Source organism: Streptomyces sp. NPDC088732 (genome assembly GCF_044751205.1).
Taxonomy (GTDB): Bacteria; Actinomycetota; Actinomycetes; order Streptomycetales; family Streptomycetaceae; genus Actinacidiphila.
In genome coordinates, this window is record NZ_JBIVLI010000001.1 from 194,087 (window position 1) to 218,227 (window position 24,141).

Here is a 24,141-nt window from a genome sequence, read left to right on the forward strand (position 1 = left end):
GCCCCGGACGGTGCGGACCGTCCCCGTTCGGTCCCGGAGGGGCGGCGCTTGACCCTCGACTTGGTGAAGGGCCCAGGGTTCCGGGTGTGGAGAGCGAGATGCGCAGTATCGGTGAGCTGGCCCGGGACAGCGGACTGGGCGTGAGCGCCCTGCAGTTCTACGACCGCGCCGGCGTGCTGGTCCCGGCCTGGGTGGATCCCGTGAGCGGCTACCGCTGGTACGACGCGGAACAGCTGGACGAGGCCCGGCTGCTGGCGCGGCTGCGCGGGGCAGGGATGCCACTCGCGGACATCCGGCTGGTGCTGGCCGGCTGGTCGGGCCAGGACACCGACCTGGTGCGGCAGTTGCTCGCGGCGCATCTGCGCCGTCTCGAACGGACGCTGTCCGACGCGCGTGTCGAGTTCTCCGCGGTCCGAGCCCTTCTCGAACGCAGGGAGAACCCCATGACCTCGTCCAGTGCCCCCGCCGCCGCCCGGCTGGCCGTACCCGCGCCCGAACTGGCCGCCGCGTTGGACGCGGTCCGCTTCGCCGTCAGTACCGACCCCGAGTTGCCGATGCTCGGCGGAGTCCTGTTCGACATCGAGGACGGAACGCTCCGCGTCGTGGCCACGGACCGGTACCGGATGGCGGTCGCGCAGACCGGCGCCACCGGGCACGACGGACCGCGCACGCAGGTGGTCGTGCCGTCCCCGCTCGCCGACGCGATGCGGGCGCTGCTGAACGACGGCGGGTCCGTGGGACTCACCGTGGACGGCGACCGCGTGGCCCTGGAGGCCGGGGACCGCCAGGCGGCAGGCCGGCGCCTCGACCACGACTTCCCCGACTACCGCCGACTCGTCCGCGTCCCGGCGGGGCGGCGCGCCCTCGTCGACGTCGCGGCCTTCCGGGCGGCGGTGGAGGCCGGGCCCGTCCGCGCGAGCGAGGTGCGCGACCAGGACGGCGTGTCCTTCGACATCGTCGTGCTCTCGCTGACGGACGACGGCACGGTGCGGGTCGTAGAGGACGGCGAGGACCGTACGGACACGGGCGACGTCGCCGTCAACCGGGACTTCCTGCTGCACGCGCTGGCCGCGGGAGCCCGGGACCGGCTGATCCTGGAGTTCGGCGCCCCGACCGCTCCGGTGGCGATCCGCAGGCCCGACGCGGAGGACACCCTCTCGCTCCTGATGCCGGTCCGGCTGGAGGACTGACGGGCCCGGCCCGGGCGGCGTCCGCGACGCCGCCCGAGCCGCCCGGCTCAGGCGCGGGAGAAGAGCCCGATGCCCTCCGGGACCGGGCGCTCGGCGCCGCCCGTCGGGTGGTTGCGGACGACCGGCTTGCCGGTCACCTCGTCACGGGTCACGAGGGTGGAGGAACCGCCGCCGTCCAGGTTGACACCGTTGTCGGCGCCCACGCTCTGGAAAACGCCCGCGAGTTCGGCGATGGTCAGACCGGCGCCGCTCTCCGCGGTGCCGTCCAGCACCAGCAGGTACAGCGTCCGGCCGTCGTCGCCGAAGGCCGCACCGGTCCGGGTCGCCACGGCCTTGTTGTCCAGGCCCGCGAGCGGCTTGCCGTCGCGCAGCACCGGGGCGCCGCCGACCGCGAACTTCAGGCGGTTGCCGCCCGCGGACTCCAGGTCCTCGTCGACCCGGATGTGCTCACCGATCTCGAGCGAGCGCAGCTCCGCCGCGCCGGCCTCACGGCCGACGAGGACCACCGAGTCGGCGTCGACGGCGCCTGCCCCGATGGTGTCCGAGCCGGACACCACACGGTTGTTGCGCACGGTCACCTCGTAGACGTCCGTGCTGCACGCGCCGGCCCGCAGGGTGTCGGTGCCGCACGTGGCCCGCTTGCGCGAGACGTCGCCCCACTGGGAGGTGAAGGCGCCGATGCCGCCGACCGGGATCGCGTACTGGTTGAACCCGTCGAGGCCGAGCTCCTTGTCCCGGTGCCCCTTGATGGAGCCGTCGACGGTCAGCGAGTCGATGTGGGCGCGGTTCTTGTAGTCGACGCCGATGACATCACGGGTGGACGTGCCGGGCGCCAGGCCCGGTCCGAAGCGCTGGCCGTTCGGCACGGCGGACTTGAGCGCCACACCGTTGTCGATGGCCGGGCCGACCGCGGAACCGGTGGCCTGCACGCCGGGGTGCTGCGTCTCGTCGATGTTGAAGAAATCGGCGTTGACGCCGGCCACCGCACCCTGCGCCGAGACCAGTTGGGAGAGCTTCGCGCGCGCCGCGACCTTGCCGGGGGTCAGCATCCCGACCGAGACCCGGCTGTCGCTCAGGTCGGCGGTGATCACGTGACCGGTGACCTTGCCGTGCGAGGCGGCCACCGAGAAGGCCTGGTACGTGATGCCCGGGGCGACGGTCACGTCCTCCGCCAGCCGCACCCGCTCGACCGCGTCCGCCTGGGTGACCCCGGCGCCCAGGACCATCACGCTCATCGTGATCGTCACCGCGAGGGACGCGGCCGCCGTACGGGCCCGCCCTGTCATTCTGGTCATGTATGTCCCGTCATATCTGCACGCATGGCGCATGAATGTCCGTCCGGGCCATGAGAAGGGGCCCGGAGGAATGGCCGGTGGCAGTTCGCTGACGGCGCGGCGAATCTTGGCGGACCGGGCCCGGGACCAGTGGTTCAGACCGGTCACCGTCCACGGGCCTCCGGCAGGGCGACGGTCCGTGCCCTTCCCGGCCCTCCGTGCGCTCAGCCCGCGGCCGCGCCGAACCAGCGGGGCAGTACGCGGAGCAGTTCCTCCTGGTCCTCGCCCACCCACGCCACATGGCCGTCCGGCCGCAGGAGCACCGCGGGCACGTCCAGTTCCGCACTGGCGCCGGGGACACGGTCGACGCGATCGGCCCAGCCGTCGACCGAGAGCCGGCCGGTGCCGTCGAGCAGCAGTCCGCGGCCGCCGTGCGTCAGTGCGTAGAGGCGACCCTGCCCCAACGGGACGTCGCGCAGCCTGCGGCCGAGCAGTTCATGGCCCTCGCCGAAGTCGTAGCGGACCGCGATGGCGGTGATCTTCTCGATCAGGTAGCGGTTCACCTCGTCGAAGTCCATCAGTTCCGACAGCAGTCGGCGGACCGCGCGCGGGCCCGGTTCGGGGGACAGCAACTCCATCTGCGCGCGGGTGTTCTCCAGCACCGCGGCGGCCACCGGGTGCCGTTCGGTGTGGTAGCTGTCGAGCAGCCCCGGCGGTGCCCAGCCGTTGACTTCCGCGGCCAGTTTCCAGCCGAGGTTGAACGCGTCCTGGAGGCCGAGGTTGAGGCCCTGCCCGCCGGTCGGCGGGTGGACGTGGGCCGCGTCGCCGGCGAGCAGCACCCGGCCGGTCCGGTAGCGCTCGGCGAGCCGGGTGGCGTCGCCGAACCGGGAGAGCCGGCGCGGCGAGTGCGCGCCGAAGTCGGTGCCGGCGACCGCCCGCAGCTGCCGCCTGACCTCGTCGAGGGTCGGCGGGACCGAGCGGTCGGCGGCGAGTCCCGCGGCGGGCACCACGACGCGGTACAGCCCGTCCCCGATCGGCCCGACGCCGAACCGCAGCTGACGCGTGCGGACTTCGGCCACCACGGCGGCCACCTCGTCCGGCGTCGCGGTCACCTCCATCTCGCCCAGCAGCGTCTCGACCCGGGTGGGCTCCCCGGGGAAGCCGACGCCGAGCAGCCCGCGCACCGTGCTGCGGCCGCCGTCGCAGCCGACGAGCCAGCGCGAGCGCAGCCGGGTGCCGTCGGCCAGTTCCACGGTCACCCCGTGATCGTCCTGGCTCAGGCCGGTCAGTTCGCGGCCGCGGCGGATGTCGGCGCCGAGTTCCGCGGCACGCTCCGCCAGCAGGCGGTCGGTGACGGGCTGCGGGATGCCGAGGACGTACGGGTGGGCGGTGTCCAGCCCCTCGGACGAGGGTTTGGTGACGGCGGCGAAGAAGCCGCCGACGGCGTGCCGCTTGCCCAGCGGGAGGAAGCGGTCCAGCAGACCGCGCTGGTCGAGCACTTCGATGCTGCGCACGTGCAGGCCGAGCGCGCGGACGAACGCGGGCGGCTCCGCGTCCCTCTCCAGCACGAGCACGCGCACCCCGTGCAGGCGCAGTTCCGCTGCCAGCATCAGGCCGGTCGGGCCGCCGCCGGCGACGATCACGTCCACCACGTCGATCACGAAATCCCCCACATGAGGCAGGTCCTGGCCTCGGCCGGAGATTCTGCGGCACCACCCGGGCCTTGCCGCAAGGCCCCCGCTGCGCTATAAGGTGAAAGTGGCAAGGAGCGGGTGATCTCCTTGCCTTTGCCTTTGCCCTGTGTGCGCTGCCGCGCGCTTGATCGGCCGCCTCCCCTCGGATAGCAATACGTAAGTGATCCATGGTGAGAAGACCGGGCTGCGCGCCCGGCAGGAAAGCGACGTAGCGGTTCTCCATTCCGAGTTGTACAACGACGTGGCCACCCACGCGCGCACCGTCTCCCGCCCCTGGCAGCCGGTCCCGCCCGGCTCGGGGCAGTCGCCCTTCGCGGTGGCGGAACCGTCGGACAGCGTGGCCCTGTTCTCCGTGGTGGAGCTGGAGTCCGGGGAACTGGCGGGCGCCGCCCTGGTCTGGGGAATCGATCTGCACAACAGGTCGGCCCACCTCGGCATCTCGTTGCGCCCCGCGTTCCGCGGCCGCGGGTTCAGCACCGATGTGCTGCACACGCTGTGCGGGTACGGATTCACCGTCCGCGGCCTGCAGCGCCTCCAGGTCGAGACCCTCGCGGACAACGCCCCGATGATCGCGGCCGCGACGCGCGCGGGCTTCGTGCGCGAGGGGACACTGCGGCGCGCCGCCTGGGTGTACGGCGGGTACGCGGACGAGGCCGTCCTCGGCCTGCTCGCGAGCGAGTGGACGCCCCGCTCGTGAACACCCCGGGTGCCAGAGGCCTGTTGGGGCCCCGGCCGTCAAGGACACGCGCCCGCTCGACCCGTCCGGCGGCGGCCGCTGCCGCGGTGGCGACCGTCGGCGCGGGCCTGGGGCTGCGGGCCGTGGCGGCGGGGGACGTGGCGAAGTACGGCGGGGACGCGCTGTACACCCTGCTGCTGGTCGCGCTCGTCGTCCTGGTGGCGCCGCGGGTCTCCCCGCGCGTGGCCGCCGGCAGCGCGCTGGCCCTCAGCTGGGCGGTCGAGTTCCTCCAGCTCAGCGACGTGCCGGCGGAGCTCTCCGCGCGGAGCACCGTGGCCCGCCTGGTGCTCGGCACCACCTTCAACGCGCCCGATCTGCACTGGTACGCGATCGGCGCCGCCGGGGGCTGGCTCGTCCTCACGGCGGTCGACGGGCGTCGCCGCACCGGGGGCCGAAAGTAGTCCATACGGGAAAAATCCTTGGACGCCGGGGATTCCGGCGCGGGAGACTCCCCTCCCCCGCACCTCCTCCGTCGGGGCGATCGCTCGAACCGGAACCAGGCTCGGCACGGCCCGTGGAACGGCATGCCGTGAGCCGCAGTACGACACCAGGGACACGGGGTTGTGATGGGACTGTCTGAAGCACACGCGAGTGCACCGGGCCGGGGCTCGGTCATGCTCGCGCTCCGCTATTACGGAAGGGAACTGTCCCGGCTCCGGCTCCTGACGGTGCCCGCGATGCTCCTGCCGGCGCTCGGCAACGTCGGCATCAACTACCTGGCGCCGCTGGTCGTCGCCAAGCTCGTCGGCCGGGTCGCCGACGGGACCGCCATCGGCTTCGCGACGGCACTGCCGTACGTCCTCGCCTTCGCCGGCGCGCTGCTGCTGGCGGAGACCCTGTGGCGGATCGGCCTGCACTGCCTGAACCGCCTGGACGCCCTCGGCATCGAGCATCTGTACGTGGTCGGCATGGACGAGTTGTTCGCCAAGGACGCGGCGTTCTTCCACGACAACTTCGCCGGGTCGCTGACCAAGCGGGTGCTGAGTTTCGCCTCCCGGTTCGAGGAGGTCGTCGACACGGTCACCTTCCAGATCGTCGGCACCCTCGTGCCGCTGCTGTTCGGCTCGGTGGTGCTGTGGCGGTACGAACCGCTGCTCGTGGTCGGCCTCGTGACGATGATCGCGCTGACGGCGCTGTGCGTGACCCCGCTGATCCGGCGCCGCCAAGCGCTCGTCAACCAGCGCGAGGCGGCGGTGGCCCGGGTCTCGGGCCATGTCGCGGACAGCCTGACGAACATGGACACGGTCCGGGCGTTCGCCGCCGAGGAGCGCGAGGCGGCGGAGCACCGGTCGCGTGTGGCGGAGTCGCGGCGGCTGACCCTGCGGTCGTGGGACTACGGCAACCTGCGCATCGACACGCTCGTCGCGCCGCTGTCCGTGCTGACCAACGGCCTGGGCCTGCTGCTCGCGATCACGCTCGGCAGCAGCGGGCACAGCGGCGCGCACAATGTGGAGGCGATCGTGGTGGCCTTCACGTACTACAGCAACGCCACCCGCATGATGTTCGAGTTCAACCAGATCTACCGCCGCCTGGAGAGCTCGATGACGGAGGCGGCGCAGTTCACCGAACTGCTCATGACCCCGGCGACGGTGCTCGACCCGGCGTCGCCGGAACCGCTGCGGCACCCCTCGCACCGGTCCGCCGAGGTCCGCTTCGAGGAGGTGACCTTCGCCCACGCGGGCGCGGAGCCGCTCTTCCAGGGCATGGACCTGGCGGTGTCCAGCGGGGAGAAGATCGGCCTCGTCGGCCGGTCCGGCGGCGGCAAGAGCACGCTGACGCGGCTGCTGCTGCGGATGAAGGACATCGAGTCCGGCCGCATCCTCGTCGGGGGCCAGGACATCAGCAGCCTGCGCCAGGCCGACCTGCGCAGCCTGATCGCCTATGTGCCGCAGGACCCGGCGATGTTCCACCGCACGCTGCGGGAGAACATCGCGTTCGCGCGGCCGGAGGCCACGGAGGCGGAGATCCGGCGGGCGGCCGAGGCGGCGCACGTCACGGAGTTCGCCGACGCGCTGCCGCAGGGCTTCGACACCATGGTGGGCGAGCGCGGGGTCAAGCTCTCCGGCGGGCAGCGCCAGCGGGTCGCCCTCGCCCGGGCGATCCTGCGCGACGCGCCGATCCTGCTGCTCGACGAGGCGACCAGTGCCCTGGACTCCGAGAGCGAGGTCCTGGTCCAGGAGGCGCTGTGGCGGCTCATGGAGGGGCGCACCGCACTCGTGGTGGCGCACCGCCTGAGCACGGTCGCCGGCATGGACCGGCTCGTCGTCCTGGACCGCGGGCGCATCGTCGAGCAGGGCACCCACCTGGACCTGCTCGCCTCGGAGGGCGCCTACGCGAAGCTGTGGCAGCACCAGTCGGGCGGCTTCCTCGACGACGCCCCGCGGGAGCGCGTCGGGACCGACATCAACCTGGTGTGAGGCCCAGGGGCTCCTGGACGGATTCGGTGTCCCCACCGAATCCGTCCGCTCAGGAGAGTCCGACGACGAGCAGGACGATCAGGAGCACGACGACCACGACGGCCAGGCCGGTGATCAGCGCGGAGGGTCCGCCACGACGTCGGCCGCCGCTGTGGTCCGTGACGGGTTCCGCGTCGATTCGCCGGCCTTGGCCAGCGCCTTGACCACCATGACCAGCGTCCGCCCCGTGACGTACAGGGCCAGCCCCACCGCCAGCCGCGCCGCCAGGACGGGCCAGTCCGGTGGCGTCGCCGGCTCCTTCGTACGCCTCACCGGTGGGAAGGGGACGTGGCTGTGGGTGGCGGCCCCGGAGGGCCGCTTCAAGATTCCTTTCCGACTCGTACGGGTTCTGCTCCTCCACCTGCAGGGTGCGCCCCGCCTCCGGCAGGTCGATCGGTCCGCGCCCGTGCACCGGAAAGATCTCGGAATCCTCCAGGTAGAACCGGCGAAGGGTCGGTGTGCACAACGCGTGCAGTGACGCGAAGAGTTCATCGGTGGGTGCGATCCCGGGCCGGGTCCGGCAGACAACCCCCTCGATCAGGGGGGTCCGCCGGTCGTGACGGTCGAAGTCGTCGCCCTGACCGACGTCGTCGCCCTTCAGGTAGACGACCCGGTACAGCAGCCACAGCCGGTCGCTGCCCCGATCGCGGTACTCGCGCCGGTAGACGGCATCGTCCGACACCTCGCCGCCCGCCGCGTCGGCCAGCAGGTCGTGCTGCCCGGAGTCGACGAGGAAGTCCGGGGCCACCACGATCTGGAAGCCCGTCCTGACCGAGCGGGTGATCGCGAAGGGCCAGCCCTGCTCCGGTTCGTGACGGTCGGTGGCCATCACGCCGCCTCCTTGCGCAGGCGTGAACCCGGGTGGCCGATCTCGAACTCCGCCAGAGCCGCCTCGAACAGGTGGATCAGACGGGACAGGGCCTCCTGCTCGGAACGGGCCTGGAGCGCTTCCGCGCGCAGCGCCGCGACATCGTGCTCGACGCGCTGACCGTACTCGTCCACCTGCCGGCCGACGAAGTCCATGAACGGGCCGAGCATGGTCTCCTGGAGCACCTTCAGCGCGGGCGTCTTCACGGCCCTGGCGCCCAGCAGGGCCTTCACCACCGGAAGTTGCCCCTGGATCGTCCTGATCCACTTCAGTTTCTGGGCCTGTCGCTGCTCCTGGGCGGCCCCCTCGGCGACCGAGCCCTCGGCGGCCATCTCGTTCAGGTGGCGGTCGAACAGGTCGACCAGGACCGCCATCAGCGGCACCTCGACATTCAGGGGCCGGGGGAACCCGCCCTGCTTCACCATGGCCTCGCCGTCCGGCACCGCGAAGCCTGCCCCCACCGAACTGACCGGGATGACGCGCAGCCGGCCGCTGGTGTCGCTCTGCCTGAGCCGGGTTTCGACGCAGTCGTGGAAGTCCGGGTGCTTCATGAGCTGGTCCATCACTGAGCGGACGGTGTGCCCTGCCGTCTGCAGCAGGTCCCACTTGGTGACGACGAAGTGCACCACGGCCTTGCTGCCCGCCACCACGTTGAAGACCTGGACGAGTTCGTCGACCACGCGATAGTCGCCCTCGAAGCAGCGCAGCACCTTGGCCCCGTCCAGCAGGACGAGCAGGAACTCCGACTCCTCGACCCGCTTCCAGACACGCGCGTGGGCCTCGGTCCTCTTGCCGCTGGTCAGGTGCTCGCCGGCGAAGTCCATGTAGGTGATGGCGAAGGGCCGGAAGACCTTGTCGGCGTGGGTGCGGATCGCGCAGGTGAACTCCCACTCCGACACGTCGGACAGCAGGGTGGGGTCGGGCCAGGCGCCGGGACTGACGATCTCGTTGTACACGTTGTTGAGTCTCTGGCCCTGGTCGGAGGGCAGTTGAACGAAGAATCCGATGTCGTCCCGCTGCAGGGCGAGGCGACGGAACAGGCTGGCGAGGTAGACGGTCTTGCCCGACTTGTGCGGGCCGAGCACGGTGACGGGAATGGCGCGCATGTGTTGCCTCACGAGAGGAGTGGCCGTTGCGTCGTGACGGACGGCCGGGGAGCCGGCAACGGCCGCACCGGCCGTCCGTCGTTGGCCAGTACAGCGCGACAGCGCGTCCCGTAACCGGTCTCAGTGCGGGTTCGCGACAACTCGCTTTGCCGCGCCCGATGATGCGAGGGCGAACCGGAGCACGCGGAGCGCGCTCACCACTCCTCCGCGGCCAGCGCGGCGAAGCGGCGGAGGGCCGGAACCGAGCGCACGACGATCCTGCACCGCCCGAAGGCAAGGGCTTCCGCCCGCGCCAACTCGTGCAGGGCCTGGTGGACCCGCCGCTCCCTGGCACCGATGAGCCCGCCCCACTCCGCCTGGGTGAGTCCCGGTCTGACCAGGAGCCCCTCGGGCAGCGGAAGCCCGTACTGCTCGGTGAGGTCCAGGACCGCGCGGGCCAGGCGCGCAATGACCGGACCCCGGACGAACTCGGTGCGGCGTCTGACCGCGACGCGGCTGCGGTGTGCCAGGCTCCGGCTGACGGCCAGTTCGGCGACCCTGCTCCCGGTCACCCACCGCAGCCACTGATCCTGCGAGATCCGCCGCGCGTACATCTGCTGGGCAGCGACGACGGTGGCGGAACGGGGCCGGTCGTCGAAAGCCGCGATCTCCCCGACCACGTCCCCCGCCGCCCGGATGTCCACCAGGACGTCCGTACCCGAGCCGTCCACGGTGGTGACTTTCGCGTGACCGTCGAGCAGCAGCAGGACGAAGGTGTCCCGGGCGCCGGCCATGAGCATGGTCTCACCGCGCGCGTAGACGCGCGGCGTCCCGATCCGCTCCAGGGAAGAGCGGGCCGCCCCCGGGGCGTTCGGTTCCAGCAGGTCCAGTTCAGCCAGCAGGGTCCCTGCCGCCCACGACTCGGCGGGCACCATTGGTGAGCCCCTCCGCCGGGCGGAAACGTGCCCAGGACTCACCTTGATCCTCCCCCCAGAGGCACCTCTTGGTACACATTGAGCCAGATACGGAACACACGGCACAAGCGGCGGCGCAGCCCCCGCGCAAGGCCGTCGGTGCCCCGCCGCCGGATCCGGGCGGTTCGCATTTCGGGACCAGTACCCTCGTTCCGCAGGGCACAGCGGTCCTATGATCTCGGCCTGAACGCCGTGGGCGGGAACGAGCCCGGGCGAACGACTGCCGGCGGAGGGACGTGCCGAGAATGACTGCGCACGCGGGGGACTGGTCACTGGCGATCGACGTGGGCACGCACCGCATCGCGGCGGCCTCGGCGGGGACGGCGGACGACGGCGCGCGCCCGACACCCGCGGTCGTCCCACTCGGAACAGGGGGCGGCACCTTCCTGCCCTCGCTCGTCTGCCTGGACGACAACGGCCGGATGCTGCTCGGTGAGGCCGCGACCGAGGCCGCCGCACGCCGGCCGGAGCGCGCCGAACGGGCCGCGAAACGAGCCCTGGTGGAGCAGGAGCGGGTGCTGCTCGGCAGCACCGCGGTCGTCACGGCCGACCTGGTGACCGCACTGCTGTCCCAGGTGCTGGAGCAGGCGCGGGTCCGGCACGGCGGCACCGCGCCGGGCCGGACGGTGCTCACCCATCCCGCCCACTGGACGCCGACGCAACTGGCGCGGCTCGGCGCCGCCGCGGGCGCGGCCGGGATCACCAAGCCCGAGTTCCTGCCGGAGCCCGTCGCCGCCGCCCACCACCATGCGGCCGGCCCAGGGCTCCCGGACTCCGCACGTCCGGGGGACCTGCGCGTGGGCGCCCATCTGGCGGTGTACGACCTCGGCAGCACTCTCAAGACCGCCGTCCTGGCCTGGGACGGCGCCAGGTTCACCGTCGTGCGCACCGGCGGCGATCCCCATCTCGGCGGCGACGACCTCGACGACTGTCTGCGCGAACTGCTGGCCGAACGTGTGCTGGACCGGGACCCGGGTCTGTGGCAGGACCTGTGGGAAGCCGTCTCCCCCGAAGCGGCCCAGCAGCGGGCAGAGTTGCACCGCAGTCTGGTCGCGGCGCGGGAGGCGCTGTCCAGCAGCGCCGGCGTCGACGTGCCCGTACCGGGCTACCCGGAACCGTTCCTGGTTCGCGGCCACGAGTTCCGGGCCGCCGCGGAACCGGTTCTGGAGCGCAGTTTCGATGTGCTCGCCGAGACCCTGCAGAAGTCGGGGCACACGCCCGGGGACCTGCACGCGGTGATCGTCGCGGGTGGGGCGGGCCGCACGCCCCGGGTGTCCGAGCTGATCGCGGAGCGCACCGGTCTGCTGCCGCTGCTGGCCCCCGACCCCTCGGCCACCGTGGTGCTCGGCGCACTGGCGCGGCCGCCGGCCGTCGCGGCGGGGCCGGGAGCGACCAGGACGCCTGCCGGCCCGGTCCCCGGGGCCGCTGCCCGCTCGAAGAGCCCGTCCACCTTCAACCCTGACGACCCGTTCTTCGAGCTCTGAGGGACCCGCGGGCCCCCGTCGGCCGTCGATCGGCCCCGCCCGCGAACAATTTCGGCCCGTAGGGCACAATCCGGCCTTCACCGCCGTCCAACGAGGGTGCCGCTGTCTTCGGCACGCGGCTTCCGTACCTCACGGGGGACTCGTATGGACATTGTGATGCTCGGCCACAGCGCAGCGGGCAAGACCACATACGTCTCGCTGATGTACGCCGTCATGCGCGAGGGCGTCGAGGGACTGAGCCTGCGCGCGGAGGACCCCTACGCCCATCGCGTCCTCATGCGCGCGGCGGAGGCGGTGCTCGAGGGCCGCTACCCACCGGCCAGCGACCAGCGGGCCGTGTTCGACCTTGTGCTGCAGCACGACGGGCGTGACATCTTCCCCTTCCGCTGGCGCGACTACCGCGGAGGGGCGCTGAAGGAGCGGGCCGGCAGCAGCACCCAGGCGGGGCAGTTGCACGAGGATCTGAAGCAGTCGCAGGGCATCATCCTCTTCGTCGACGCACAGCGGTTGATAACCCACTCGGCGGCGGCCGGCGAAGTACGGCGGATGACGGTGCATGTCCAGCGGGCCCTCGAAGCCCGTGGAGAGGCCCTCACGCCCCTCGTACTCGCCCTCACCAAGTGCGATCTGGTCGACCTGGACGACCAGGGTGTGCTGGACCGGTTGATCGCCCCCTTTCAGCAGCTGATCGACGGGATTGCGGCAACTCAGCACATCCACGGCGCGGTTGTGCCGCTGTCCTGTGGGCCGGATCCGGTGAATGTCGCCGTGCCCGTGCTGTGGAGCCTGCACTTCGGCATCGTCGGCCGGGGGATCGAGCTCCAGGAGTCGGTCGACGGACGGCTCGCCGCGGCGCGGGACGCGGCGGCCCGGGACACCATCGGGGACCGCCTGAGCAGCTGGTGGAAGGGCGAACCGTCGTGGGCCTCGATCAGCGCCCGTCACCAGCTGGAGGCGCAGGCCGAGTTCGCGCGCCTGCAGCCGCTGGTGGCGCCTGCCGAACGCCTCGGGGGGCTCCTGGAGGACGTGGCCTGCTTCTGACCGCCCGCGCCGGCATCGGGCGGATCGTCACCGGTTCCGCCGACGGAGGAGAGGAACAACACCCATGCGTGTCCCCCGTATCACCCTGACCATGCTGGGAGCCACCGGCTCCGGCAAGACGACCTTTCTGCACGGCATGTACGCCACCTTGTCGTCGGGCATCAAGGGCTACTTCCTGTACGCCTCCGATCCCGATGTGGACCTCGACCTGGCAGAGGCATGGGAGGAGCTGTGCGAGGACGGCACGCTGCCCCAGCCCACGGCCGAGGTCCCCACCGGCTTCGACTTCCGCTTTCTGCACGGCGTGCTGCCGCTGCTGGAGATCGACTGCATGGATTTCCGGGGCGGCGCCGGAACGCAGCGCGGCAACCGTGAGGACTCGCCCGCGGATGTCGCGATGCTGCGGTCGCGCATCGCGGCATCGGACGCGGTCCTGCTCATCCTGGACGGGCAGCATGTCGCCCGGTGGATCGCCGACGGTGCCCAGCCCAACCTCAACCCGGCCGCCGACCCGATGAAGATCGCCCGCTTCTCCCGTGCCATCAACGGGGTCATCGGCGAGCGGCTGGAGGCCGGCGAGCCCGCTCCCTCGCTCGTGGTCGTCGTCACCAAGGCCGACCTGCTCAGCAAGGTCACCGGCATGTCGACCCGCGAAGCGCTGACCATCGCCGCGAAGAACCTCGGCAACCTCGTGCCCGTGGCGGTGTCCGAGGGGGTCTCGGCGATGCTCTGTCCGGTCCAGCTCGGAACCTTCAACGGCGCCAGGGAGACCACCGTCGACCCCGGGAGCATCAACCCCAAGAACCTGCACAACCCGGTCATCTTCGCGCTGCTGCACTACCTCACCGAGGGCATCACCCGCCACGAGCAGCAGATCCGGCAGATCAGCGGTCAGATCGACGATCAGAGCCGGGAACTGGCGGGACTGAGCTCCGGAGCATTCGGCGGGCTCTTCAAGCGGAGTCAGATCCAAGAGGGCAGCAACCGTTTGCGGGAATGGCAGGGGGAACTCGACAACATGCAGGAAGAAGTGCGGGAGGCCCGCAGGCGGGCGGAGTTGCTCGCGATGGAGCTACGCCACATGCCCATCTACCGCTCAGGGAAGCTGCAGGAGGGCTGACGGCATGGACGACAGCGAAGCGAAGCCGGGTGGCTGGTCCGCCGTCGTGTACGGACGCACCTACCATGTGGACCGCTGGTGGCGCGCCCATCCCGATGGCCTCGGCGAGAACAGCCCGGTGGGCCGGGCGGTGCGGGCCACGGTGGCCGGAGGCAAGCGGCTGGAGCCGGCACCCCGGTTCGTGCTGAGCCGGGGGGCGCACGGGCTGCTGGTGGGCGCGGCCTGCCGGCTGTCGCTGGTGGCCGACGACATGAACCAGGACGAGCACGGCCGCCCGTTGTACGGGTTCGTCGGATGGCACACCCCGGACCGGTACGAAGCCGTGCCCTCCCTGGACGCCCTGCGCCGGGGGTTCGCGGCGTGGGCCGGTCCGGTGTACCGCGAGTGGACCGGCCTCACGTGGCTCGCACGGTCCACTCGTGCCGCCGACACCCGGACGAGCCGGCCTCGGCCCGCGCCCTGGGCGCCCTCGCCCTCCGCCGTCCCCGCCGCCTCGGGCGAGGCGGGCGGGGAGGACGGCGGCCCGGACAGCACGGTGCCGCAGACGCCCGCGGCGTCCCCGGCCGGAACCGCGTCGGCGTGGCTGCCGACGGAGTCGTACACCGTTCATCTGCTGCCCGGCGCCGCCGCCGGGCAGCTGTGGGCGGCGGCGCTGGAACGCCCGCTGGAACGCGTGGTGCTGGTCACCGGCTGGAGTGAGGCACGAGACGCCAACCTCGCCTCGCTGACCCACCTGTGCAGTGACGACATCACGCACTACCGGCGGGAGCGGCAGCCCGTCCCGCCTCCGTCCACGTCGCCCACCGCCACCGCGGAACACAGCGGCAGCCGTCAGGACCCGGGGCGTCACCAGCGCCCGCACCGCTCCTTGCGAAGGAAGCAGAGGCCCGACACCGGTCCGTCGGCCGCGCCGGAGCGGCAGAACGCTCCTGATGCCCCGGCTTCCGGACGGTCCTCGTTCTTCGCTCCGTTCAACGATGTCGTCCAGAACGTCGTCGACGAGTTCCGCAAGGGCTTCGGCGCCGGGGAACCGCCCCAGCGGCCTCCGGCCCGGGGCGGGCTGCGGCGGCAGAGCGCCTACGACGACCCTGCCGGTGCCGGCCGCGTCGAGCAGCCGTACGAGCGCCCGGACGGGTCCTCCGTGGAACCCGGGCACTGGTCGCCGGATCCGCCGGCGTCCGGCGGATCCGGCTCCCGCGAGCGGGAGCGGCCACCACGAGGGTACGAGGACACCGGCCCCCGGTTACCCGCCGGGCCCGCTGCCGGCCGTGGCCAGGACGCTCCCGAGCCGCCCCGCGGAGCCCCGTCCCCGCCGGCGCCACCGATGTTCGGAAGGGCCCGCGAGGTCGAGGCCGAGACCGCCTCCTACGACGGCTACTTCGGTGGGTTCGACGACGATCCCCCGCCTCCGCGCGAGACGGCGACACCTGCCGCGGCCCAAGGGCCCGTTCCGCAGCGGGAGTACGCGGCCGACCCGCCCTCCGTTCCCGAGAGCACCGACGACGTTTCGGAGGACGGTACCCGCCCCGATTCCGGCCCCACCCCCTCGGCAGGAGATTCCGGATGACCATCGCAGCTCCGCAGCCGCCGGACGGGACATCGCGGCACCCGCTCCAGTCCGCGGTGCTGCGCCTGGCCGCGGACGCCGCCGGCCTCCTCGAACGCGCCGCCCGCTCCACCGGCGACGGGCGGGAACCGGACGAGCCGGAGGGATACACGCCGGAGGACGCGGTCGTCCCGCCCGAACTCGCCGAGGCCGTCCGCACGGAGGCCGCAAGGGTACGTGGCGGGGCGGCGGTCCTTGTCGTGGTGGGCGAGAAGAAGCGGGGCAAGAGTTCCCTCATCAACGCCCTTGTCGGCCGTCCCGGACTACTGCCGGTCGAGGTCGACGTCGCCACCGGAGTGCACCTCGTGGTCCGCCATGCGGCCGAGACGCAGGCCGTCGCCTTCCTCGAGGACGACGCCGCGGGGCATCCGATCCCGGTCGCCGCGATCGGCGAGTACGCAGCCCTGGACCCCCTCAGCCAGGAGCCCTACCGGCACGACGTGCGTCACGTCGAGGTGGGGGTTCCCTCGTCACTGCTCGCATCGGGGCTGGTCCTGATCGACACACCCGGTGTGGGCGGTCTGGTCTCCGGCCACGCGCGCATCACCATGGCGACGCTGGCCCGCGCGGACGCCCTGGTCTTCGTCGTCAACGGCCAGAGCGAGCTGACCGCTTCGGAGCTGCGCTTCCTCGAGCGGGCCACCGAACGCATCACCGAGGTGGTCTTCGTCCTGACCCAGACGGACAAGTACGGCCGCTGGGAGGAGGTGCTGGAGCGCAACCGGAGGCTGCTCGCCGAGCACGCCGCCCGCTACGCCCACGCACCCTGGTTCGCCGTCAGCAGCCGGGCGAAGGAGGATGCCGACCTCGCCGCCGCTGCCGGCGACGGTGACGACCCGGTCGCCGCGCAGCGGTTGGGTCTCAGCGGATTTCCGCCGCTCCTGGATGCACTCACCGACCGTATCGCCGCCCGCTCGACCGAACTGCGGCTGGAGAACTGCCTCCACACCGTCACCTCCGCTGTCGCGCCCCTGGCCGCCGCTCAGGAGCGCCGGCTGCGATCACTGCAACAGGACCCCGCCCTCCAGGAAGAGGTGCAGAGGCGGCGGGACGCGCTGCGGGCGCTGCAGGGAGAGGACGCTGCATGGCGCAGGACGCTCACCCGGTCCAGCCGTGACCTGGAGCGCCGGCTGCGCCTCGGCTTCCAGCGCAACGTCAACGACCTTCGGCAGCTGGCGGAGGAGAAGATGGCGGCCTCGCCGCCCGCGGTCCTGGCCGCCGAACTGCCGCGGGACCTCCAGGCCGGCGTCGAGGCGATCTGGCTGGACCTGGACACCGCGGCGCGGCGCGGCACCGCCGAGCTCGCCGCCGCGATGGAGCAGGTGTGCGGCGGCACCGCGGACGGGGAGCCGGGCGCCGAACTGGCCCTCACCCGGCCGCGACGGCTGGAGGCACTGCCTGCCGTGGTGCACAGCGACGACATGAACGGCGGCGTGCTCGGCTTCGTCGAGCGGGTGATGCCTGCCTGGGGTGCGGGCGGTCTGGCCGCGGGCATCACGATGCTCTTCACCGCGAGCGTCGTGGCCCCGCTGGCCGCGGGTTTCGGCATGGTGGCCCTGCTGAGCGGCCGCCGCAAGCGGCGCCAGGAGATGGCCCGGGCCCGCGGGGACGCGATCCGGTACACCAATCGGCTGATCGCCGAACTCACCACGGAGATCCCTCCACAGATCAGCAGTTCCGTGGAGGAGATCACCGACCGGCTCGCCGAACAGCTCACCGAACGGCTCGCGGCCCAGCGGGTCGCCCTGGAGGAGGAGTTGGCCCTGCACCAGAAGCATCTGTCGACGGCGTCCGAGCAGCTCGCCCGGGAGCGCGAGCGGACCCGTCGCCGTGTCGACTCCCTCAACGACCTCCTTGCCCGGAGCCGCGACCTGTCGGCCCGGCTGGACTCCCCGGCAGAACGGGAACCGCAGTGAAGATCGTGATGCTGGGGCACAGCAACGCCGGCAAGACCACCTACATCGCCATGATGTACGAGCTGATGCGCTCCGGGTACCGGGACTTCCGGGTGCGCGCCACCGACGACAAGCGGGACGGCGAACTGACGAGGGTCGCCCGGGCCGTCCGCCGCGGCGTCTACCCGCCGCCCTCCTCGCGCCGGGACGCGCATTCCTTCGTCCTGACCCACCGGCATCAACGGATCGCCGATTTCACCTGGAACGACTACCGCGGCGGTGCCCTCAACGACAGGGCGGGGAACGAGGAGACGGCCGCGGTTCTCGCCGAGCTCGCTGAGGCGGACGCTCTCGTGGTCTTCGCTGATGCGGCCCGGCTGGCCGGCGCCGAGTCCAGCCGCCGCGAGGTGCGCCGGCTGACGGTACTGCTCCAGCAGGCCATCAGCGAACGCACCCGGGACACGCCGGTCGTGATCGCCTACACCAAGGCGGACCTGATATCGGGATCTGCCGCCTGGGCCCGTGCGACCGCTCCGATGGCGGCCCTTCAGGCGGCGATGGCCACGTCCCCTCGGGTGGCGGGCGCCACGGTGGCGGTCTCCTGCGGGGCGAACCCGCGAGGGGTGCACGTCCCGGTGCTCTGGTGCATGTCGCAGCATGTGTCGGGCCGGGTCGCCGAGTTGCGTTCCGCGGTGGACACCAGTCGCCGCCTGAGTGCCGCGGCGGGGACGAGGGCGACCTTGTGGAACAGTCTCATCTCCACCCTGGACGGCGTGGAGAGCGAGTACCGCAGGCAGTTGCGCCACGCGCAGGAGGCACAGCGGCGGCTGGCGGAGCTGGAACCGTTGGAGCAGCCCGCACGAGAACTGATCAAGGCTCTCAAGGATGCTCAGGAATCCACCGCGCCACCCGTTGCGGTAGGACGGCCGTGAACGCCGGTGCCGACCCCGGCACTCGTACCGGGAACCTCAACAGCCCCGGGCACCTGCCCGGGAACGGGAACGGGGAACTGTGCGCCCGGGTCCTGCGGCTGTGCGACGCCACCGAGCCGATGCTGCCTCCGGGGCCGGCCGTCGATGCCGTCGCCGCCGTACGGCAGCGGCTCGGTGAGCGGACCCTGCGGATCGCGGTCGGCGGGCGGATGAACGCCGGCAAGTCCACCCTGGTCAACGCCCTGCTGGGGCGGCGACTCGCGGCCACCGCGGCGACCGAGTGCACGATGCTGGTCGCCTGGTTCCGCCGTGGCGTGCAGAACCGCGTCGAGGTGCGCCGCGCCGACGGCCGCGTTTATCACGTGCCGAGTGCCCCCGGCGGGGGCATTCCGCGCGATCCCGCACGGCTTGGCTCGCCTCGTGAGGAGATCGAGGAGATCGTCGTCGAGGTGACCGACAGTCTGGGTGCCGACGACTACACCCTGGTCGACACCCCGGGCATGGACACCTTGAGCGGCCTGGACGAGGTGGCGATGCGCGCTCTCGCGCAGGCCGACGCCTTGCTGTACGTGATGCCGCATCCCGGTGCCGGGGACGCGGAGGCCCTGCAGGCGCTGCGGATGAAGGCCGACGCCCGGATGACCGCCCTCAATGTCGTCGGCGTCCTCAGCCGGGTGGACGAGCTCGGCAGCGGAGTCGGCGATCCCTGGCCCGGCGCACGGCGGGTGGCAGCCACGTACACCCGGCGGCTCACCGGCATGGTCACTGAGGTCGTCCCTGTCGCCGGGCTGCTGGCGCAGACCGCGATGGGCGACGAATTCACCGAGCGCGATACGGCGCTGGTGCGGCGGCTCGCCGCCAGCGACTCCGTGGCGCTCGACCGGGCGCTGTACTCCCCCGACGACTTCCTCCGCTGGGCCGACGGCCCGCTCTCCGCCGACCAGCGGCAGCGCGTCTTCACGTTGCTGGGACGCTACGGAATCGCCACGGCCGTCGCGGCGGTGTCGAGCGGCGTGCCCGGCACGCGCGCGCTGCTCGGCGAGTTGCGCAGGGCTTCCGGTATCGACCCGCTCCTCGACCACATGGGCCGGCGCTTCGTCTACGCCGCGGACCGCCTGCGGGCGGCGGCGGCCCTCGGTGTCCTGGAGACCGGGGCCGCCGCCGGGCAGGCGCCTCCCGCGGCGTGGCCGGGGCTGGACGCACTGCGAGCCGGGATCGACGCCGTACGACGGCATCCGCTGATGCGGCAGCAGGAACTGGCGACCGCCCTGGCCGACTTGGCCGGTGAACGTCTGGCACTGTCCGAACCGGACGTCGCATCCCTGGTCGCGCTCGCCACCGGCGCCACCGCCCCGGCCTGCCTGGGACTCGCTCCCGGCAGCACGCCCGCCGCACTGTCGGCCGCTGCCGCTGAACAGGCGGCGCACTGGCGCCGACTGGAGTTCACCGCGCCGTCCCGGCCGGCTCAGCGGCACGCCCGGACGGCACGCGAACTGTGCGAGGCGTTTGTCTTCGACGCCCGGCACTGAGCCCGGCCGCCCCGCGTGGGGCGGCCGCACCGCTCACCCCGGCTGCGGCCCGGGCCCGTGGCACCCGTGGATCTCCAACGCCCGCAGGCCTTGCCGCAGACCGGCGAGCACCCGGCGTTCCACGTCGTCGCTGCCGAGTTCCAGCACCACGGCCAACCGCTGCGCCGCCCGCGTCACGCAGTCGTCCCCGTCGGGCCCGTGACGGCAGCCCCGTCCGGCGAGCTGTTCCGACACGGCCTGCACACCTGCCCTGGCGGCCCCGGGGCCGAGCCGCAGTCCCGCTCCCCGGCACAGCTGCAGCAGTTCCCCGCAGAGCGGGCCGGCCGTCCCCGGGCCGCCGACGGCGGGCCCCGGTGACACCTCGGCATTCATGCGTCCAGTTCCTGGCGAAGTTCGCGCCCCTCCGCGAGCAGACCGCCCACCTCCTCGCGGAGGGCCCGCACTTCCTGCCGCCGGGGGGCGAGTTCCTCCTCACGGCGAGCCCGGTTCTCCCGCAGCGCCACCAGGGCCCGGCCTACCTCGTCGCGGCGCTCCGCAATCCCCCCTTCGGCCTGGCGCACCAGGTCCGCTTCGACGGCGCGCAGCATGTCCGTCACCATCGGGGGCAGTTCGTCGGCGCAGGACTCCAGGCGCCGTGCCGCCTCGCCCCGGGCCTGGTGCCGGGCGATGTCGGTCCGCTGCGCCGTACGGACTTTCCACACCGCCGCCCCGAGGGCCACCACTCCGGCGGCCAGCCCCAGCGGTACCGCCACCTTCGTCACGCGGTTCGCGGCACGGTAGGCCGCCGTGGCTTCGCCCACCGCCCGCCACACCAACTCGGCGGGGCTCCGGGGTGCGGCCTGCCGGCCGGTGAGCCGGTCCAGCCAGTTCGTCGGAGCGCTCGGCACGGGCAGCCGGTCCGCGGATCCGGCGAGCGTGTCCACCATCCTCCGTGCCCGTTCGCCGGCCTGCCGGAGGTCGATCTCCGTGCCGGCCACCCGGCCCTCCAGGGGCGCCTCGCGCCAGCCCTCCGTTCCCAGCGCGGGAGTGAGTACCTCCAGTCCCTGGACCGAGCAGTCCTCCGCAAGTTGGGCGGCGAGCAGACCGCACTCCCGGAAGGCCTCGTTCTCCAGTTCCAGCCGCAGTCCGTCCAGACCGTCCCGGACGGTGCGCGCCACGGTGTGCGGCAGCTCCGCGCCGCCCTCCGCGACCTGGACGTCGACCACGCGCCGGATGTCCCGCAGCGCCTGGGCGACCTTCGCCCGCAGCCGGTTGTCCGCGGACTCCACCCGGGTGGACAGCCGCAGCCGCCACCGCGCGTCCGGCACGGAGAGGCGTTCCAACGCCTCGTGCTGCGCCCGCAGTTCGCTGTCGCCGGCCGGGCCTGCGCCCAGTTCCTTCTCCCGCAGGGCGAGTGCGCTGTCCCGCTCGCCCAGGGACGCGCGCGCGAGTTCCAGCGCCGTGGCGAGCCGGTCGCGTTCGGCGCGCCGGACGATGTCCTGCCGCAGTTCCTCCTCCAGCGGCCGGTAACCGCTGCGCGAGTGGAGCTCGTCGGCCCACGGCTCGTCCCCGCGCTGCCGGGCCCGGATCGCGTCGAGCCGGTAGCGGCTGCTCACCGGGTACCACGGAGCACGCACGAACGCGGGTGCGTGCTGGGCGAGCAGGGCGTGGTTGCGCGCGAGGACCGACTTCCAGTGCGGGTAGGTGTCGATCTGGGTGAGGACGAACACCACTGTGGCGACCTGCTGGACGGCCTTCTCCAGGAAAGCCAGTTCCGACTTGGTGAGTTCGGTGGAGCCGTCCACCACGAACAGCAGCGCGTCGGCTCTCGCCAAGGTGGCCATGGTGATGGCGGCGTGGCCCGAGACCAGACCGCCGACGCCCGGGGTGTCGATGAGGGTGAGGCCGCCCTCCAGCAGGGGGGCGGGGACCCCGACCGCGACGCCCGTCACCTCCGGGTGCAGGCTGTCCCGGGTCTCCGGGTCGACGGCGGCGAACTCCGCCAGCCGGTCCAGAGGGATCTCCAGGCCGCCGGGGTGCTCGTCGCTGAGCACCCGGGCGCAGTCGGCAGCCTCGTGACGGACCGACAGATGCACCGCCGTGGCCACGTCCGCGTCGACGGGCAGCAGATCCGGACGCTCCAGCAGGGCGTTGATCAGCGAGCTCTTGCCGCGCTTCTTCTCCCCCCCCACCACCACGGCGGACGGAGCCAGCCCCGCCCCGACGGCTTCCGCCCGGAGCGCCGCGGCCCGAGGGGCCGCGCCGAGCCGCTCGACGAGGTCGGCGCTGCGGTGGACGTACCGGATGACGGCAGGGGCCTGAGGATGCCGGTCGGAGGCGTTCATGCGAGGCTCCTTCGACCCGGCCGGTGTCTCTTCCGTGCCCCTTGGGGACGCGGCCGCGTCCAGGACGGTGCCGTCACGGCGGTCACCAGCCGCTGCCGTCGTCGCCGGTGTGGTGGGGATCGGGTTCGTAACCGTTCTCCCCTGCGACGTAGTCGGAGACAGAGGTGTAGCCGGTGTGGTCCGCGGACTCGATGACGTCGTCCCCGGTGAGGTGGCCGTCGTCCCAGGTCTGCCCGGAGTCGTCGTCGGGGTAGCTCATGGGGATGTCCCCTTCTTCCGCGAGGTGGTGCTCCGTGAGATGTTCCGTGTGCTCTTCTGCGTGCTGCTCCGTGTGCTGTTCCTCATCGTTTGGACGCCCGTCGAGGCCGAAGTGTGCCGCCGTGTCGCCGTCGGCGAGCAGCAGGGCCAGTCCCGCGCCTCCCAGAAGGGCGCCGCCGACCAGCTTCGCGGCCCGTCCGCTGCCGTACCGGGGAACGGCCCGCGGTGCTCCCGAGGGGCCGAGCGGGACGGGAACACCACGCGCCATGGCGCTGACCCACGCGTCGGCCGAGAACCGCTTCTCCGGTATCTCGATCCGGACCCGCCGGAAAGCCGACGTCGGGACACCTCCCGCGCCGGTCGCGAAGACGTCCGTGTACAGATCAGCGGCCACGACCAGCGCCATGTCGCTCCCCTGCGCCTTCGCCAGAGCGCTGCGCAGGCTGGCCGAGTCGAGCAGGCGGCAGGCGAGTTCCACGGAATAGGCCACGAAGCCCAGCGGAGCGCGCTGCACCGAGCCCTGCGCCAGCGCGGCCCGCAGCCGCACGGTCTCGTCGGCGGTACCCCGCGCGTTGAGCGTGAACAGCGCGTCCCGCAGCCCCAGGACCAGCCCCGGTATCGCGCGACCTTCGTCGGTGCCGGGCGGGAGCAGCAGCAACTGCCCGTCGCCGCGGTCCTGCAGATCGCAGGAACGGCGGCTCAGTCCCGCCCGCTCACAGGCGTGGTCGAGTGCCTGCGCCAGCTTCGACTGCGCCCGCTGCTGAGCCGTGTAGGGCCGCCCGCTGTACGCCTCGATGTCGACGACCAGGCAGAGCCGACGCTGCTGCGGGCCGTGGTCCCCGGTCACGAGGCGAGTTCCGCGGTATCGGGGCGGGCCTGCCCCGCGGCCGCGGCGCGCAGCAGCGTCACGTCCCGCACCACGACGCTGCGGTACTCGGTGGTCACCGCGCCGGACGTGCGCAACGCCCGCAGGGCACGCTGCACGCTCGCCGGGGAGACCCCCGCCAGGGCCGCCAGGTCGGCGTTGCTGAGCGGTACGTCGATCCGCAGTCCTTGCGCCGTCGGACGCCCATAGGCACGCACCAGGGTGTCGAGTGTCCGGGCCAGCCGGACGGGCACCGGTCCGCCGACGGTGTCGATGCGGTAGCGGATCGCGTCGCGCAGCTTCGCCACGACGGAACGCTGCATCTCGCCCGCCGCGTCGGGACGTTCACGCAGGAAGGCCCGGAAGGCCGCCCCTCCGATGACACGGGCGGAGGTTCCCCGGGCGGCGACCACGGTTGCGGAACGCGGTCTTCCGTCCAGGGCGGCCAGTTCACCGACGACGTCGCCGGGGGCCCGTATGGCCAGCAGCACCGTGCTGCCCTCCTCGGCCCCGACGGTGACCTTGACACAGCCGTCCAGGAGCAGCGCCACCGTCGAGTCCAGCCCGCCCTCGACCATCAGCGCCTCACTCGGGGCGTATCTGCGGAAACTGCCGAGCCTGAGCAGCGCGTCGCGATCCGGTCCGCTCAGATTGGACATGAGACTGCCCCTCGGCCAGCACCGGCCGCCGCCCTCGTACATGCGCCGCCCCTCCCCCGAGGTTTGTGATTGCACGGGGAAAATAGCGCAAGGGAATGGTGAGGGTCAGTAAGATGCGCACATCCCGCCCATCTTCCCACAATGCCGCCTC

The 24,141-nt window shown here is 72.4% G+C and carries 20 protein-coding genes; 11 read left to right on the forward strand and 9 right to left on the reverse strand.

Going from position 1 to position 24,141, the window contains the following annotated elements:
* Window positions 1-98 precede the first annotated feature (98 nt).
* Window positions 99-1,190, forward strand: a complete 1,092-nt coding sequence (locus tag ACIP9H_RS00860; protein ID WP_401956605.1) for a MerR family transcriptional regulator — start codon at window positions 99-101, stop codon at window positions 1,188-1,190.
* Between the two features lie 47 nt (window positions 1,191-1,237).
* On the opposite strand, the gene ACIP9H_RS00865 is transcribed toward ACIP9H_RS00860, so the two are convergent.
* Together ACIP9H_RS00865 and rox are read right to left on the reverse strand one after the other, a co-directional pair.
* On the reverse strand, window positions 1,238-2,485 hold the full coding sequence (locus tag ACIP9H_RS00865) for a phosphodiester glycosidase family protein (protein WP_401956608.1): 1,248 nt from the start codon (window positions 2,483-2,485) through the stop codon (window positions 1,238-1,240).
* A 203-nt stretch (window positions 2,486-2,688) separates the two neighbouring features.
* Complete coding sequence (rox, locus tag ACIP9H_RS00870) at window positions 2,689-4,116, reverse strand: rifampin monooxygenase (protein WP_401957121.1); 1,428 nt, start codon at window positions 4,114-4,116, stop codon at window positions 2,689-2,691.
* Window positions 4,117-4,318: 202 nt separating this feature from the next.
* Between rox and ACIP9H_RS00875 the strand changes: the two genes are divergently transcribed.
* From ACIP9H_RS00875 to ACIP9H_RS00885, 3 genes are all read left to right on the forward strand, one after another.
* On the forward strand, window positions 4,319-4,855 hold the full coding sequence (locus ACIP9H_RS00875) for a GNAT family N-acetyltransferase (protein ID WP_401956611.1): 537 nt from the start codon (window positions 4,319-4,321) through the stop codon (window positions 4,853-4,855).
* An 86-nt stretch (window positions 4,856-4,941) separates the two neighbouring features.
* The gene (locus ACIP9H_RS00880; protein WP_401956614.1) at window positions 4,942-5,295 is read left to right on the forward strand and encodes a DUF2809 domain-containing protein; all 354 of its coding nucleotides are present in this window, start codon (window positions 4,942-4,944) and stop codon (window positions 5,293-5,295) included.
* A gap of 165 nt (window positions 5,296-5,460) precedes the next feature.
* Complete coding sequence (locus ACIP9H_RS00885) at window positions 5,461-7,311, forward strand: ABC transporter ATP-binding protein (RefSeq protein ID WP_401956617.1); 1,851 nt, start codon at window positions 5,461-5,463, stop codon at window positions 7,309-7,311.
* 49 nt (window positions 7,312-7,360) lie between these two features.
* On the opposite strand, the gene ACIP9H_RS00890 is transcribed toward ACIP9H_RS00885, so the two are convergent.
* The 3 genes from ACIP9H_RS00890 to ACIP9H_RS00900 all read right to left on the reverse strand — a co-directional run bounded on the left by ACIP9H_RS00890 (window position 7,361) and on the right by ACIP9H_RS00900 (window position 10,238).
* Window positions 7,361-8,179 carry a hypothetical protein gene (locus ACIP9H_RS00890; protein WP_401956620.1) on the reverse strand — a complete coding sequence of 273 codons (819 nt, stop codon included), beginning with the start codon at window positions 8,177-8,179 and terminating at the stop codon, window positions 7,361-7,363.
* Entirely contained in the window at window positions 8,179-9,324 is a 1,146-nt protein-coding gene (locus ACIP9H_RS00895) for a hypothetical protein (RefSeq protein ID WP_401585143.1), read from the reverse strand. The genes ACIP9H_RS00890 and ACIP9H_RS00895 overlap by 1 nt, the downstream gene beginning before the upstream one ends.
* Window positions 9,325-9,518: 194 nt before the next feature.
* Window positions 9,519-10,238, reverse strand: coding sequence for a Crp/Fnr family transcriptional regulator (locus tag ACIP9H_RS00900; RefSeq protein ID WP_401585140.1), 720 nt, complete (start codon window positions 10,236-10,238; stop codon window positions 9,519-9,521).
* A gap of 284 nt (window positions 10,239-10,522) precedes the next feature.
* Here ACIP9H_RS00900 and ACIP9H_RS00905 point away from each other — a divergent pair, with 284 nt between their 5' ends.
* The 7 genes from ACIP9H_RS00905 (at window position 10,523) to ACIP9H_RS00935 (ending at window position 19,884) form a co-directional block, all read left to right on the forward strand.
* Window positions 10,523-11,761: an Hsp70 family protein gene (locus ACIP9H_RS00905; RefSeq protein WP_401585137.1), complete on the forward strand. Its 1,239-nt coding sequence runs from the start codon at window positions 10,523-10,525 to the stop codon at window positions 11,759-11,761.
* 144 nt (window positions 11,762-11,905) lie between these two features.
* Window positions 11,906-12,802 carry a hypothetical protein gene (locus ACIP9H_RS00910; RefSeq protein ID WP_401585134.1) on the forward strand — a complete coding sequence of 299 codons (897 nt, stop codon included), beginning with the start codon at window positions 11,906-11,908 and terminating at the stop codon, window positions 12,800-12,802.
* Window positions 12,803-12,866: 64 nt separating this feature from the next.
* A complete protein-coding gene (locus ACIP9H_RS00915) occupies window positions 12,867-13,922 on the forward strand; it encodes a hypothetical protein (protein ID WP_401585131.1) in 1,056 nt (351 codons plus the stop codon).
* A gap of 4 nt (window positions 13,923-13,926) precedes the next feature.
* Window positions 13,927-15,489 carry a hypothetical protein gene (locus ACIP9H_RS00920; protein WP_401585128.1) on the forward strand — a complete coding sequence of 521 codons (1,563 nt, stop codon included), beginning with the start codon at window positions 13,927-13,929 and terminating at the stop codon, window positions 15,487-15,489.
* Window positions 15,486-17,444 carry a dynamin family protein gene (locus ACIP9H_RS00925; RefSeq protein ID WP_401956626.1) on the forward strand — a complete coding sequence of 653 codons (1,959 nt, stop codon included), beginning with the start codon at window positions 15,486-15,488 and terminating at the stop codon, window positions 17,442-17,444. The genes ACIP9H_RS00920 and ACIP9H_RS00925 overlap by 4 nt, the downstream gene beginning before the upstream one ends.
* A complete protein-coding gene (locus tag ACIP9H_RS00930) occupies window positions 17,441-18,355 on the forward strand; it encodes a hypothetical protein (RefSeq protein WP_401585123.1) in 915 nt (304 codons plus the stop codon). Before ACIP9H_RS00925 ends, ACIP9H_RS00930 begins: the two co-directional genes overlap by 4 nt.
* Window positions 18,352-19,884 (forward strand): dynamin family protein, encoded by a 1,533-nt coding sequence (locus ACIP9H_RS00935; protein ID WP_401956629.1) that lies wholly within the window; start codon window positions 18,352-18,354, stop codon window positions 19,882-19,884. The genes ACIP9H_RS00930 and ACIP9H_RS00935 overlap by 4 nt, the downstream gene beginning before the upstream one ends.
* A gap of 33 nt (window positions 19,885-19,917) precedes the next feature.
* Here the strand turns inward: ACIP9H_RS00935 and ACIP9H_RS00940 are convergent, their stop codons facing one another.
* The 4 genes from ACIP9H_RS00940 to ACIP9H_RS00955 form a co-directional block, all read right to left on the reverse strand.
* Window positions 19,918-20,256, reverse strand: a complete 339-nt coding sequence (locus ACIP9H_RS00940) for a hypothetical protein (protein WP_401585116.1) — start codon at window positions 20,254-20,256, stop codon at window positions 19,918-19,920.
* Entirely contained in the window at window positions 20,253-22,208 is a 1,956-nt protein-coding gene (locus ACIP9H_RS00945) for a dynamin family protein (RefSeq protein WP_401956632.1), read from the reverse strand. Before ACIP9H_RS00945 ends, ACIP9H_RS00940 begins: the two co-directional genes overlap by 4 nt.
* Before the next feature lie 82 nt (window positions 22,209-22,290).
* The gene (locus ACIP9H_RS00950) at window positions 22,291-23,313 is read right to left on the reverse strand and encodes a hypothetical protein (RefSeq protein WP_401956635.1); all 1,023 of its coding nucleotides are present in this window, start codon (window positions 23,311-23,313) and stop codon (window positions 22,291-22,293) included.
* Window positions 23,310-23,990, reverse strand: a complete 681-nt coding sequence (locus ACIP9H_RS00955) for a Crp/Fnr family transcriptional regulator (RefSeq protein WP_401585107.1) — start codon at window positions 23,988-23,990, stop codon at window positions 23,310-23,312. The genes ACIP9H_RS00950 and ACIP9H_RS00955 overlap by 4 nt, the downstream gene beginning before the upstream one ends.
* Window positions 23,991-24,141: the final 151 nt, after the last annotated feature.